This is a genomic window from Pseudonocardia sp. TMWB2A (assembly GCF_017312135.1).
Genome location: NZ_QKQY01000001.1, coordinates 1599950 through 1613210, shown reverse-complemented (window position 1 = coordinate 1613210; position 13261 = coordinate 1599950). Strand labels below are relative to the sequence as shown.

Below are 13261 nucleotides of genomic sequence, written 5' to 3'. Positions count from 1 at the left end.
AAGCCGGGGATGACGTTATTAAAGAAGTAAAGAATATGACCGACCAACCTGTCCGCACCGCAACTTTCGTCAATGTCGGCGAGCGCACCAATGTGACCGGCTCTGCCGCGTTCAAGAAACTCATCATGGCCGATGACTATGCCAAAGCGGTCGAGGTCGCGCGGCAACAGGTTGAAAATGGTGCGCAAGTTATCGACGTCAACATGGACGAAGGGTTGCTCGACGCCGAAAAGGCGATGACGACCTTCCTGAAGCTCATTGCCGCCGAACCGGACATTGCGCGGGTGCCGGTGATGATTGACTCGTCCAAATGGACCGTCATCGAAGCGGGCCTCAAATGCGTGTCGGGCAAGCCCATCGTCAATTCTATCTCGATGAAGGAAGGCGAGGAGCAATTTCTCGACCATGCGCGCAAATGTATGGATTATGGCGCAGCGGTTGTCGTCATGGCGTTTGACGAAGTCGGGCAAGCGGACACGCAGGAACGCAAGGTCGAAATTTGCGAACGCGCTTATAAGCTCCTCATCGGCATCGGCTTCCCGCCTGAAGACATCATCTTCGACCCCAATGTGTTCGCGGTCGCGACCGGTATCGAAGAGCATAATGGTTACGGCGTCGATTTCATCGAAGCGACGCGCGAGATCAAGCAACGCTGCCCGCACGTCCATATTTCGGGCGGGCTTTCCAACCTGTCGTTCAGCTTCCGCGGCAATGAGCCAGTGCGCCGCGCGATGCACTCGGTATTTCTTTATCACGCCATTCCGGCAGGCATGGATATGGGCATCGTCAATGCAGGGCAATTGGATGTCTATGACACGATTGACCCCGAACTGCGCGAAGCGTGCGAGGATGTGATTCTCAATCGGCCCCAGCGCAACCCCGAAGAAACCCCGACCGAGCGGCTCATCGCTCTGGCGGAAAAATTCAAAGGCACCGATGCAGCAGCGGAAAAAGCCGCCGAAGAATGGCGCGGCTGGACTGTCACCAAGCGCATCGAACATGCGCTCGTTAAAGGCATAGACGCGCATATCGTCGCCGACACCGAAGAAGCCCGCGCCGCGCTGGCGGACTCCGGTGGCCGCCCGATTGAAGTCATTGAAGGTCCGCTGATGGACGGCATGAATGTCGTTGGCGACCTGTTCGGCTCGGGCAAAATGTTCCTGCCCCAAGTGGTCAAATCCGCTCGCGTGATGAAGAAAGCGGTGGCCCACCTCATCCCCTTCATCGAAGCGGAAAAGGAAGAAGGCGCGAAAGCCAAGGGCCGGATCATCATGGCGACGGTCAAGGGCGATGTGCATGACATCGGCAAGAATATCGTCGGCGTCGTCCTCCAATGTAATGGCTATGAAGTGATCGACATGGGCGTGATGGTGCCTTGGACCGACATCCTCAAGGCCGCGAATGAAAATGATGCGGACATGATCGGCCTGTCCGGCCTCATCACGCCGTCCTTGGACGAGATGGTGACGGTTGCCGAAGAAATGCAGCGGGCGGGCATGACCATGCCGCTCCTCATCGGCGGCGCGACAACCAGCCGTGTCCACACCGCGCTCCGCATTGATCCGGCCTATGAAGGTCCGGTCATCCATGTGCTTGATGCAAGCCGCGCGGTCGGTGTTGCCTCGCAACTCCTGTCGGATACACAGGCGGAAGGCTTTATCGGCTCGACCGCAGACGAATATGAAAAAATCCGCGTGGCGCGCGCGAATAAGGGGCAATCGGAACTGCTGCCCATCGGCGTCGCGCGCGATAACGGCTTCGACGCGGATATGAGCTTGAAGCCCGCCATGCCGAAACAGCCGGGCATCCATATCTTCCCCGATTGGGATTTGGCGGAACTGCGCGACTATATCGACTGGACGCCTTTCTTCCGCGCATGGGAGTTGGCGGGGGTCTATCCGGCAATCCTCGATGATGAAGTGGTTGGCGAAAGTGCGCGCTCGCTATTTGCTGACGCCAACAAGATGCTCGACACGCTGATCGCTGAAAAATGGCTGACCGCGCGCGGCGTGGTCGGCTTATGGCCGTGCCGTCGCCAAGGCGATGATATCATCGTCCATGTCGAGGATGAAAAGCATGTGACCCTTCCCATGCTGCGCCAGCAAATTGCCAAGCGCGAAGGCCGCGCCAATATGTGCCTTGCCGATTTTATCAGCAAGGATGGCGACTGGATTGGCGGCTTTGCGGTATCGCTCCACGGGATCGAACCGCATCTGGCGCGTTTCAAAAATGCGATTGATGATTATTCCGACATTTTGCTGAAAGCCCTCGCAGACCGCTTTGCCGAAGCCTTTGCCGAACGGCTCCATCAGCATGTCCGCACGACCTTGTGGGGTTATGCCGAAGGCGAGCAACTCACCAACGAGGCGCTCATCAAGGAAGAATATCGCGGCATCCGCCCCGCGCCCGGCTATCCCGCCTGCCCGGAACATAGTTTGAAGCCCTTACTCTTCAACATGCTCGACGCGCACCACGCGACGGGGATTTCTTTGACCGACAGCTTTGCAATGCTGCCGACGGCGGCGGTTTCGGGCTTCTATTTCGGCCATCCGCAAGCCGAATATTTCGGCGTCGCCCGCGTCGGTCCGGATCAGCTTGAAGATTATGCGGTGCGCCGCGGCGTCGATGTGGAAACCGCGACCCGCTGGTTGCGGCCTAATCTGGACTAATGGCAAATTCCTTCCCCCTTGATGGGGGAAGGAGGATGCTCCACCCGATGATAGTTACTCGACTCCCTTTCCTCCATTCGGCATAACCCTCGGCAAACCGAAAGGAATCCCCATGCCTCGTTTGCTGTCAGCCCTTCTTGCCGGAACGCTTATTCTGACCGCCAGTCCGCTGGCGTCTCAGGGGGTGGACCAGCCTTTTTCGCTGGAAGGGTCGGGGCAGAAATTTTCGCGACTTCAGGATGCGGTCAATGCGATTGGCGAGGGCACCGGAACCATCCTCGTCGCCCCCGGCACTTGGCGCGATTGTGCGGTGCAGACGGTGGGGAGCGTGACCTATAAGGCCGCCGAACCCGGCACCGCCATTTTCGACCGGCGTGTGTGCGAAGGCAAGGCGGCGCTGGTGCTGCGCGGGCGCGATGCGACTATCGACGGACTTATCTTCCAGAATATGAAAGTGCCTGAAGGCAATGGCGCGGGAATCCGGATCGAAAATGGCAATCTTACCGTGCGCAATTCCACCTTCCGCGAAAGCGAGGAGGGGATTTTGAGCGCGCCTGACCCCGCAGGCAATATATTGATTGACCGCTCGACCTTTTCGCGGCTGGGGCGCTGTGATCGTGGGTTATCCTGCTCGCACAGTGTTTATATCGGCGATTATGGCGCGCTCACCATCCGCAAGTCGCGCTTTGAAAAAGGCAATGGCGGCCATTATGTCAAAAGCCATGCCGCGCGTATCGAGGTCACGGATTCCACCTTTGACGATGTACAAGGCAGCACGACCAACTATATGATCGACCTGCCCGTGGGCGCGAGCGGCCTCATTGCGCGTAACCTGTTTGTGCAGGGCGAAAATAAGGAAAACCATTCCGCCTTCATCACGGTTGCACCCGAAGGCCGCCAGCGCGATTCATCGGGCCTGAAAATCGTCGATAATGATGCGCGCATCGCCCCCGGCATCAACCGCACATCAGCCTTTGTGGCCAATTGGACTGGGGATGCGGTGCAAATCGGCGCGAACAAGCTGGGGGCGGGCCTTACCAAATTGGATGAGCGGTGAGGAGTGGCGTTGCAACAACGTTTCCCTCAAAACCGCTATATTTCCAAAACCGTTAGCTCTTAAGTCTCCCCAAACCCGTTAGCCCAGAGCCTCCCCAAAACCGCTGCCCCTGAGCTTGTCGAAGGGCGTGTGCAAGGCTCACACTATCCCATCCTGATAGCCGTCCTTCGACAAGCTCAGGACTAGCGGGGAATAGATAGGATTTGGCTTAATAGCGCGCGGAAACAGGCAATGCGCGCCTTACTTACACGTGGTCCCCGGCCCATTATCCAGATCGAGGCAGCGGCCATCAATCTTGCTGGTATCCACCGGCAAGCCGATAAGCGCGGCGAGGGTTGGCATAATGTCGGCGGTGCTGACCGGTTGCGGCTGTTCGAACGGGGCGAGGCCTTTATACCAGAAAGCCAGCGCCACGCGGCGATCATAGTCCCACGGGCTGCCATGGGTCGCGACCGATCCGCCCGCTTTGACCGTGCCGATCGGCGTAATACGCGGCTTTAACATGATGAGGAAATCGCCCGACCGCTGTGCATTGAAGGACGCCCGCGCGCGTTCGGCAAGGCTCCATTCGCGCGGCGACCCGGTCGGCATCGGCATGGCGGCAAGCTCTGCATGGGTGAAGGTCGCGGCCACTTGCGGGTCGGCCTTCACATAAGCGAGCGCGGCGGCGAGCGCCTTTTGCCGGTTCTTGCCGTTGATGGTGGGGTTGAGATATACTTCACCAGACGCGATTTCGACCGCATTTTCCGGCAGCGTCAATTTCGTGCGCGCGGCAATCGCTTCGGTGATCGCCTTGCGGTTCAAGGTCGGCTGGACGCGGGTGGCGTCGGGCATCCCTTGCTGGCGCGCGCGTTCGGGCGTGTCGAGCCCGCCATGATCGGCGCTCAGCACGACCGCATAATGGATGCCTTTGGCGTCGAGATGGTCGAAAAATTGCTTGAGCCGCGCATCGACTTCGGAAAGCTGGATGCACATTTCAACGCCTTCGGTGCCAAAGCCGTGGCCGACATAATCGGTGGCGGACAGGCTGACCGAGAGCATATCGGTTTGCGGGCCTTGGCCAAGTTTCATCTCGTCCACCACGGCGGTCGCAAGGTCGAGCGTAGCCTTGTCAAAATCGGGCGAGGCGCGGAACGCTCTGGCATCGCCTGCCTTGCGTTCAAAACGCCAGCGCCCGACGCTATAGTCGGCGGATACCGGCACCGCATGGTCGCGGCTCGCGCAATGGGCGGGGAGCGCACTGGCCGCGCGCGGAGCGGCAAGGCTTTGCCCCAATGTCTGGTTGAACCCGGCGAGCAGCGGCAAGGGTGTGCGCCCCGGAAGCGTTGTGAAACCGTTCTTACCGTTCCAATAATAGACTTGCTGCACGGTCTTGCCGCCCATCATCAGCGCGCCGCGATCCTTGCCCGAAACCGCGACATTGCGGGTGCGTGGGTCGGCTTCGACCATGCGTTCGCCCAAGGTCGGCATGAGCAGCATATTGGGCGATGTGTAATAATCGGACCCTTGCGGCGCGGGCTGGCCCGCATCTTCCGAACAATAGATTTCCTTATTTTTGCGCGGGAGCGACCAATCAATCCAGTCATTGGCGATGATACCGGTGCGGCCCGGAAAGCTTCCGGTCAGCAAGGTCGAGTGGCCGGGGCAGGTTTCGGTCGCGGCATGGCCTTGGAAAGCGGCGGAAAAGACAGCGCCGTCAGCCATGCGTTTCAATCCGCCGGTAAAATGCTGGCGATATTCGGTGAACAAATCGCCCGAAAACTGGTCCATCGAAATGGCAAGGATGAGCGTCGGACGCGGCGCGACCGTGGGGGTTGCGGGTGCGGACGTGGTGGCAACTGGCGCAGCGGGCGCAGAGGCGGCAGGGCTGGGCACCGCCTGTTTCTGCTGGGCGCTTGCGGGCAGGGCCGCGACCATCGCCAAAAATGCTACGCTACCGACCAAGCCAAACCTGTTCATGGAGATGCCCTTCCTTTTTCCCTGCTGTCTCTTTGCGCCTTTGGGCCTATAGAGCAGGCCATGCAACTGCGAAACCATTCTGTGCCTTTTCATTATGACGCCTTATTGACGATCCTGAGGATGTGGGCAGGCGCGTTGCTGCTGGTTCTGGCAGGACCAGCCACCGCCCAGCTTGGCGGCGGTTATGAGCGGCATCTGGCGGGCGAGCTCGTCGCCGAAACCTATAGCCCCGCGCCGGGTGACACAGTGATGCTCGCTTTCCATATGCGCCCCGATGCGGGCTGGCACGGCTATTGGGAAAATCCCGGCGATGCGGGGCTTGGCATGACGGTGGAGTGGAGCTTGCCGGACGGCGTGACCGCAGGAACCTTGCAATATCCGGTGCCGGGAACGCTCATCCTGTCGGGTCTGATGAACCATGTCTATGAGCGCGATTATGCGGTGCTGGTGCCGGTTACGATCCCTGCCAATGCCGCCAAGGGCACGGTATTGCCGGTGCGGGTCAAGGCATCGGCGCTGGTGTGCGACGATAAATTATGCCTGCCGCAAGATTTCAGCCTCGCCACCGAATTGACCGTCGGCGACGGCGCGATTGCGCCGGAAGCGCGCGCGCAATTTGACGGCTGGCGCGCGAAATTGCCGCGGCCTTTGACGTTGGGCGCACGCGATGCACTCTATGAACTGACGGCGGACAGGCTCAAGATAGGCGTCAAACTGCCGCAGAGTCTGACGCTCGATAGCCCGCATCTGTTCGCTGCGACCACCGATGTGATCGACTATGCCGCGCCCCAGCGTTTCTACCGAAGCGGCGATTGGCTGGTGATGGAGGGCAAGCCCAATGTGACGCCCGGCGTGACCATCAAGGGCTTGGACAGCCTCCTCAAAATCGCGCCTGACACCGGCCTGCGCTTTACCGCAACGCCTGCCAAAGCGGGCGAACTTCCCGCAAGTGGAACGACAGTGGGAGGAGCGAGCGCAGGCGGGGCTTTCGATGCCAAGCTGTTGCTCATCGCACTGGGCGGCGCGATTGTCGGCGGGTTATTGCTCAACATCATGCCGTGCGTGTTTCCGATCCTGAGCCTCAAAGCGATCAGCATTGCGCGGGCGGGCGGCGACCAAACAACCGTGCGCCGCGAGGCTTGGGCTTATGCGGCGGGCGTGGTCGCGGTGTGCTTGGCGCTCGGCCTCGTCATTTTGGGTTTGCGCGCAGGCGGCGAGCAGGTCGGCTGGGCGTTCCAGTTGCAAAATCCGGTGATGGTATTCCTGCTGCTCTTGCTGGTCGCAGGGATTACCGCAAATCTTGCCGGATTGTTCGAACTTGGCGGGCTAAGCATCACCAGCAGCGGTCCGCAGCGCGGCGGCACTGGCGGTGCTTTCCTCACCGGCGCGCTTGCCGCGATTGTCGCGACGCCCTGCACGGGACCGTTTATGGGCGCGGCCTTGGGCGCAACCATGGTGTTGCCGGGCTGGGCGGCGCTCGTCATTTTCGGCGGGCTTGGTGTCGGCATTGCGCTCCCCTTCCTCCTCATCGCCTATAGCGAGACTTTACGCGCGCGCCTTCCCAAGCCGGGGCCGTGGATGGAAACATTCCGCCATTGGATGGCGGTGCCGATGACGCTGACCTTGCTCGCGCTCGGCTGGCTCTTGTGGCGCATGGCGGGCGATGCCGGGCTGATGGCGGCGATCCTTGGCGCGCTTATCGTTGGCCTCTTCGCATTCGTATATGGCCGCAGCCAGCGACAGGGCAAAAGGCTTGGCCCGATCCTGCTCCCCCTGCTCGTATTGAGCGCCGCGATGGGCGCGATGCTGGTCAGGGGCCATGCGCCGGTCGAAGCGGGCAAAACCCGACTTGCGGGCGCGCCCTATAGCGAAACCGCACTCGCCTCCGCGCGCGCGTCCGGCAAACCGGTGTTCGTCTATTTTACCGCCGACTGGTGCGTCACTTGCAAGATTAACGAGGGTGCGGCGATCAACCGCAGCGAGACCGAAGCCGCGTTCAAGGCGGCGGGTGTCACGGTGCTGGTCGGTGACTGGACCGATGGCAATGCCGACATCACCCGCGCCCTCGCCGCGCGAGGCCGTAACAGTGTGCCGCTCTATCTCTGGTATCGCCCCGGTGCCGATCAGCCTGAAGTCCTGCCGCAAATCCTCACCGTGTCGATGCTCACCGACCGCGCGAAAGGCAAATGATGGCCAAGCAACGTGTGGACCAGATGCTCGTCGATCGCGGCCTTGTCGAAAGCCGGACGCGCGCGCAGGCGCTCATCATGGCGGGGCTGGTATTTGCAGGCGAACAGGGCGACCGGCAGGTGGACAAGCCAGGCTTGCAACTCGCCGACGATACGCCGCTTCTCGTTAAGGGCCGCGACCATCCTTGGGTGTCACGCGGGGGCTTGAAACTAGACCATGCGCTTCAGCATTTCGGCTGGGACATTAGCGGCGCGGTCGCGATTGATGTGGGCAGTTCGACCGGCGGCTTTACCGACGTCATGCTGTCGCGCGGCGTTGCCAAAGTCTATGCGGTCGATAGCGGCACCAACCAGCTTGCCTGGGCCTTGCGCCAAGATCCGCGCGTGGTGGTGCATGAGCAAACCAGCGCGAGGCTGCTCACCGATACGCATATTCCCGAAAGCGTTGACCTTATCGTGTGCGACGCAAGCTTCATCGCGCTCGCCAAAGTTTTGGAAGTCCCGCTGCGTTTCGCCAAACCGGGCGCGCGGCTCATGGCCCTCATCAAACCCCAATTCGAAGCCGAACGCCACGAAATCGGCAAAAAAGGCGTGGTACGCGATACGGCGGTCCATGAGCGCGTATGCAACGACGTCGCCACATGGTTAGAGAATCAAGGCTGGAGCGTCGACGGCATTGTCGAAAGCCCGATCACGGGGCCGGAGGGCAATGTCGAATTTTTGATCGCGGCCGGGAAGGGGTGAGCGGCTGAGCCTTTCGCCTCCATTCCGGTGAGGTCAGCTTCTTTCAAAAGATTCACGCGGAGGCGCGGAGGCACGAAGATCTGGGGCTGTGCGGGGTGTGGAGTAATATAAAGAAAGAGGGTCTCGCAGAGGCCCAGAGGATAGAGAGGGCGCAGAGATATAAAATTATCGAACAGGATAATCCCTCCCCCGTTTGCCCTGAGTAGCAGCGAAGCTGCGTATCGAAGGGTCTTGCTGTGGAGGAACAAGGTGCTTCGATACGGCCTGCGGCCTACTCAGCACGAACGGATTTTTTTAATTCAAAGCCTCTGCTTTAATCCAACCATCTCTGCGCCCTCCTTCCCTCTGCGCCTCTGCGAGAACCAAATAGTCTTCGCGTTTCCGCGCGCATCAAAATGTCGCACGCACCGGCAGCCAGCCCGCTCCCCCCAAACAAAAACCCCGGTCATTGCTGACCGGGGCTCTATGAAAAGCGAAAAGCTTTACCGACCTTAGACGGTCAGTTCCTTTTCGATTTTGCTCAGCTTGAAGCGGGCCATAGCGAGGTTGGCCTTGGCTTTGTCCAGCACGAGATACACGAACAGACCCTTGCCCGATTCCGAGGTCACGGGGCGGATGAGGTGATATTGGCTGTCGAGCGTGATCAGCACATCTTCAATATCTTCCTTAAGGCCCAATTCGCGCATCGTGTCATATTTGGCGCGCATCACATTGGTGTTGCCAGCGGCGGCAACTTCAAGGTTCAGACCCTTTGCGCTACCGGCGGTTGCAAGCGCCATGCCGCTTGCCTGGTCAACGAGGGCAACCGCCATCGAGCCGTCAATTTCAAGACATTCGTTCAATTTGACTTCATAAGACATAATATTTTTCCTTTCTGAAATAGATGATTTTTTCGGCATATTTTCATTATCCTGATGGGCAACCGGCACCGGGTTTCGCTCTGGAGAAGGTTGTCCTGCTTTCGGCTCCGCTCCGTCTTTTTTCGGCTTCTTTTTCTTGGTCTGGAGTGGACTGGCATCGTGGGCCACAGGGGTGGTGCTGTGGGCCGAAACACCCTCCTTCCAATTGATAACGCCCAGCGCGCTATCAATGGTGTCGCCATCGGACGAACAGGGCAGGAGGATGCCACGATAAAGGAGCAGCTTTTCGGCTTCGTTCACGAATTCCGCTTCGAAGCCGACGGGCGCACGGTTGGCCACGGTCTGCATATAATGGTCGGTGAGCCGCGACAGGATCGAGCGGCTGGGGACAGATTGAAGGTCTGAAGGCATGGCGTCGAGCTCTGCCTCGTTCATCACCTTGCGCCCGACATATTTGATGGCAGCATCGTCCAGATCATCGGAAAATTGCATCAAGACGGCGTGCTGGCCAAAATCGCCCATGCCGGTGCGCAAGATGGTCTGCGCATCGGGGAAACGGCCATTGTCGAACAGCTCGGCCCACATATTATAGGCGACAAGGTGCATCCGGCGTTCGGTCGCCGATGCGTCAACCGCATCCGCTCCCCCGCTGGCAGTCCCTAAGTCTGCAACGCCTTCATGTGCCACTGTCGATGAACCCTTGATCTGCTTGAAATGATTGATTGTCTTGAACGCTTCTTTGCCGCCCGGTTGTTAAAATGGAGTTAAGCGAAATCGCTTTTACGTTGAGTTACAACGACATGGGCGCTGCGGGATAACAGGAGTAGAACAAGGCTCGACAGGACCGCAGATGCGCGGTAGCACGGCAAAAAGGGCCGCTTTTCCTATGAATGAAATCGCCTCGACCGGTCAGTTGAAAATGTCGCTCGCGCGCTGGGTGATTGTGCTTGCGCCTTTGCTCATGCTGCTGGGCATTTTGTCCGGACTTATTGGCGGAAGCGGGGATGGCAACCGCTGGTATCAATCGCTCGCCAAGCCGGGTTTCATTCCGCCGGGATGGCTGTTCGGCGTGGTGTGGCCGCTACTCTATATCCTGCAAGCCTTCGCGCTCGCGCTGGTCCTCGATGCGCGCGGTGCGCCCAAGCGGGGCCGTGCGGTGATGCTCTTCATTATACAATTCGGCTTGGGCTTGCTGTGGACGCCGCTGTTTTTCGCCGCGCATAAAGTGGAAGCGGCAAGCTGGGTGGCGCTGGCGATGGCGGTGAGCGCCTTGGCGGCAATGCTGGCTTTCTGGCGCATCCGGCCCAAAGCCGGGCTGTTAATGGTGCCGCTTATTTTATGGCTGGTTTTTGCGTGCGTGACGACTTTCTCGCTTGCGCGCCTCAATCCCGACGCCGAAAGGCTTCACAATCCCGTTGCGCGCACCCACATAGGGGCGGCATCTTCTTGAATGACGGGGCGCAATGCCCTTGCCGGAGTGACTTATATGCAATCGCAGAACCGTTTTTTCGATGACCTGGCCAAGATTTTGAACGGCGCAGCCGGGACTTTTGCCGGTATGGGCCGCGAGGCCGAAGCCAATGCGCGCGAACGCTTCCGCGAATTTGTCGGCGGCGCGGATTTTGTGACGCGCGAGGAATTTAACGCGGTGAAGCAGCTTGCCGCCACCGCCCGCGCCGAAGCCGATGCGCTCAAAGCCCGCGTCGAAGCGTTGGAATCCGGGCATAAAGGCGCGGCTGCACCCAAGGCGGCGGCCAAACCCGCTGCGGCTGCCGCCAAACCGCGCGCAAAAGCGGCCCCCAAGGCTGCGCCGAAATCTGCGGCAAAGCCCGCACCTCCGGCCAAAAAATAACGCGCAACGGGGGGCGCTTGCCGCCCCGTCTGCCGCACCATAGCCACCGGCAAAACGCGCGCCGCTTGTCAAGCGGCGGCACAGTTGCGACAAGCACGGATAAGCATCGTGCGAGTCGCACCTGCTTGGGGTCTGTTTTTGGCCCGCTTTTTGAAAACGAGACATTTTTTTGACCGACGATTTGTTTGATGATGCTCCGGACGGCCCCGAGGATGCCGCGCCGATTGATATGCTCTGCGCCTATTTCGACGCGCATGGCTGGAGCCACGAGCATGTAAGCGACGATGAAATTGTCGCCAATACGCAAGGATCCTGGGCCTCTTATGAAGTGCGCGCGGTGTGGCGTTCGGACGATCAGGTGCTGCAATTGCTGGTCTTCCCCGACATCCGCGTCCTCGATGACAAACGCGCCGCCGTTTATGAAGCGTTGAGCCTCATCAACGAACAATTATGGCTCGGCCATTTCGAACTCTGGTCGTCGAGCGGCATCCTGCTGTTCCGCCACGGTCTGTTGGTCGGTGAAGGCGATACGCTGAGCCTTGCCCAGACCGAAACCATCATCGAATCCGCGATTGACGAATGTGAACGCTTCTATCCGGTGTTCCAGTTCGTCCTGTGGGGCGGAAAATCCCCAAGCGAAGCGATTGCGGCCGCCCTCATCGAAACACGTGGGGAAGCGTGAGGGTTAGGGGAAGCTGTTGAACTGGTCTGTTGAACGGTATGCAATAAATACACCGCTAGTGCTGAGCTTGTCGAAGCACGGGTATAAGGCAAGCACAATCTTGAACTGAAACCCGCCCTTCGACAAGCTCAGGGCTAACGGTTTTTGGATATGGGCGTTCAGCCTTGCCAAATACGCATGTCACCCATGCAGGTTCACGCGACCACGCCATACCCTTCAGCAGGCAGCTTTAACCCGGCCAATCATCCGCCCCTTCAAACCCGCGCAAAGCGGCTCAATAAACATTCGTGCGTTTCGACCATCGCGCGGGCCTTGTGGGCGACGATTTCGGCGCAGGCTTCTTCCATGCCGTCCACCATCACTTCGACATAGAGCATATCCTGCTCCTGCGTGGCGCGGACCGAGGCGGGGGTGAAGTCGCGCGCGGCGAACAGGCCGAGGAGGCGTAATAAGGCTTGCGGGCCATTATCCACCGTCAATTGAAAACAACTGCGCCGCGCTAATACTGTCATTTGGGGTGCCAGCATTTTGCGCGGCGCAGCGAGGGACGCGGAGGGGATCGCAAAATCCTCCGCAGGGGCTGTAAAATCGGGGGACGGACGGGCCAGCGGTTCGAATGACATGCAATACTCCATAAACGACCTGATCCGGCCCTAAGTCTTGAACGAGGGTATAGGGGAATATCGGCGGAATATCCTTGCAAATCTTGCCGATTTTGGTAAAAATAAGCATATATAATGCGCATTACATCATTTTAAGGAATGAAATGGTTCATAAGCTCGACTCGTTCGACCGGAAAATTCTCGCCGAAATGCAACGGGATTGCAGCCGCTCGGTCGCCGAAATCGGCGAGGCAGTCGGGTTGTCGCAATCGCCTTGCTGGCGGCGTATCGACCGGTTGCAGAAGGAAGGCTATATCAGCGCGCAGGTCGCGCTGGTGGACCCCAAGCGTGTCGGCCTCAACGCGCATTTATTCGTGCAGGTGAAACTGGACGCGCATGGCCGCCAACATCTTGACGAATTTGCCGAAAGGATGCGCGAATTTGACGAGGTGCTGGAATGTTGGGTGCTGATCGGGGCGATCGACTTCATGTTACGGGTTGTGACCGCCGACCTTGAAGCCTATGAGCGTTTCTTCTTCGACAAGCTCAGCAAGGTGCCGGGGGTGCGCGAAATTGTCGCGACAACGGCGCTTTCAAAAATAAAATCAACGACCATTTTGCCGATCCCGACGCGGTGACGGGCATAA

The 13261-nt window shown here is 59.3% G+C and carries 11 protein-coding genes; 8 read left to right on the top strand and 3 right to left on the bottom strand.

Features of this window, described 5'->3' with window-relative positions; all coding sequences use genetic code 11:
* Positions 1-35 precede the first annotated feature (35 nt).
* Together metH and DMP17_RS07545 are read left to right on the top strand one after the other, a co-directional pair.
* Positions 36-2669, top strand: a complete 2634-nt coding sequence (gene metH, locus DMP17_RS07550) for a methionine synthase (RefSeq protein WP_337828451.1) — start codon at positions 36-38, stop codon at positions 2667-2669.
* A gap of 112 nt (positions 2670-2781) precedes the next feature.
* Positions 2782-3726, top strand: coding sequence for a right-handed parallel beta-helix repeat-containing protein (locus DMP17_RS07545; RefSeq protein ID WP_337828450.1), 945 nt, complete (start codon positions 2782-2784; stop codon positions 3724-3726).
* A 240-nt stretch (positions 3727-3966) separates the two neighbouring features.
* Here DMP17_RS07545 and DMP17_RS07540 read toward each other — a convergent pair whose 3' ends face one another.
* Positions 3967-5643: an alkaline phosphatase family protein gene (locus tag DMP17_RS07540; protein WP_337829771.1), complete on the bottom strand. Its 1677-nt coding sequence runs from the start codon at positions 5641-5643 to the stop codon at positions 3967-3969.
* A 102-nt stretch (positions 5644-5745) separates the two neighbouring features.
* Between DMP17_RS07540 and DMP17_RS07535 the strand changes: the two genes are divergently transcribed.
* On the top strand, positions 5746-7875 hold the full coding sequence (locus DMP17_RS07535) for a protein-disulfide reductase DsbD family protein (RefSeq protein WP_337828449.1): 2130 nt from the start codon (positions 5746-5748) through the stop codon (positions 7873-7875).
* Positions 7872-8618 carry a TlyA family RNA methyltransferase gene (locus tag DMP17_RS07530; RefSeq protein WP_337828448.1) on the top strand — a complete coding sequence of 249 codons (747 nt, stop codon included), beginning with the start codon at positions 7872-7874 and terminating at the stop codon, positions 8616-8618. The genes DMP17_RS07535 and DMP17_RS07530 overlap by 4 nt, the downstream gene beginning before the upstream one ends.
* Before the next feature lie 491 nt (positions 8619-9109).
* On the opposite strand, the gene DMP17_RS07525 is transcribed toward DMP17_RS07530, so the two are convergent.
* Positions 9110-10165 (bottom strand): hypothetical protein, encoded by a 1056-nt coding sequence (locus tag DMP17_RS07525; RefSeq protein WP_337828447.1) that lies wholly within the window; start codon positions 10163-10165, stop codon positions 9110-9112.
* 199 nt (positions 10166-10364) lie between these two features.
* Here DMP17_RS07525 and DMP17_RS07520 point away from each other — a divergent pair, with 199 nt between their 5' ends.
* From DMP17_RS07520 to DMP17_RS07510, 3 genes are all read left to right on the top strand, one after another.
* Entirely contained in the window at positions 10365-10928 is a 564-nt protein-coding gene (locus tag DMP17_RS07520; protein ID WP_337828446.1) for a TspO/MBR family protein, read from the top strand.
* Positions 10929-10964: 36 nt separating this feature from the next.
* A complete protein-coding gene (locus DMP17_RS07515) occupies positions 10965-11330 on the top strand; it encodes an accessory factor UbiK family protein (RefSeq protein WP_337828445.1) in 366 nt (121 codons plus the stop codon).
* A gap of 169 nt (positions 11331-11499) precedes the next feature.
* The gene (locus tag DMP17_RS07510; RefSeq protein ID WP_337828444.1) at positions 11500-12012 is read left to right on the top strand and encodes a YbjN domain-containing protein; all 513 of its coding nucleotides are present in this window, start codon (positions 11500-11502) and stop codon (positions 12010-12012) included.
* A gap of 254 nt (positions 12013-12266) precedes the next feature.
* Here DMP17_RS07510 and DMP17_RS07505 read toward each other — a convergent pair whose 3' ends face one another.
* Positions 12267-12635, bottom strand: a complete 369-nt coding sequence (locus DMP17_RS07505; RefSeq protein ID WP_337828443.1) for a hypothetical protein — start codon at positions 12633-12635, stop codon at positions 12267-12269.
* Positions 12636-12778: 143 nt separating this feature from the next.
* Here DMP17_RS07505 and DMP17_RS07500 point away from each other — a divergent pair, with 143 nt between their 5' ends.
* The gene (locus DMP17_RS07500) at positions 12779-13252 is read left to right on the top strand and encodes an Lrp/AsnC family transcriptional regulator (RefSeq protein ID WP_337828442.1); all 474 of its coding nucleotides are present in this window, start codon (positions 12779-12781) and stop codon (positions 13250-13252) included.
* Positions 13253-13261 lie beyond the last annotated feature (9 nt).

What these genes read in the sequence shown, in the direction of transcription:
- DMP17_RS07515 (WP_337828445.1), top strand. Translation starts at nt 10,965, where the DNA reads ATGCAATCGCAGAACCGTTTTTTCGATGACCTGGCCAAGATTTTGAAC.
- metH (WP_337828451.1), top strand. Translation starts at nt 36, where the DNA reads ATGACCGACCAACCTGTCCGCACCGCAACTTTCGTCAATGTCGGCGAG.
- DMP17_RS07540 (WP_337829771.1), bottom strand. Translation starts at nt 5,643, where the DNA reads ATGGTCGCGGCCCTGCCCGCAAGCGCCCAGCAGAAACAGGCGGTGCCC.
- DMP17_RS07505 (WP_337828443.1), bottom strand. Translation starts at nt 12,635, where the DNA reads ATGTCATTCGAACCGCTGGCCCGTCCGTCCCCCGATTTTACAGCCCCT.
- DMP17_RS07535 (WP_337828449.1), top strand. Translation starts at nt 5,746, where the DNA reads ATGCAACTGCGAAACCATTCTGTGCCTTTTCATTATGACGCCTTATTG.
- DMP17_RS07520 (WP_337828446.1), top strand. Translation starts at nt 10,365, where the DNA reads ATGAATGAAATCGCCTCGACCGGTCAGTTGAAAATGTCGCTCGCGCGC.
- DMP17_RS07530 (WP_337828448.1), top strand. Translation starts at nt 7,872, where the DNA reads ATGATGGCCAAGCAACGTGTGGACCAGATGCTCGTCGATCGCGGCCTT.
- DMP17_RS07545 (WP_337828450.1), top strand. Translation starts at nt 2,782, where the DNA reads ATGCCTCGTTTGCTGTCAGCCCTTCTTGCCGGAACGCTTATTCTGACC.
- DMP17_RS07500 (WP_337828442.1), top strand. Translation starts at nt 12,779, where the DNA reads ATGGTTCATAAGCTCGACTCGTTCGACCGGAAAATTCTCGCCGAAATG.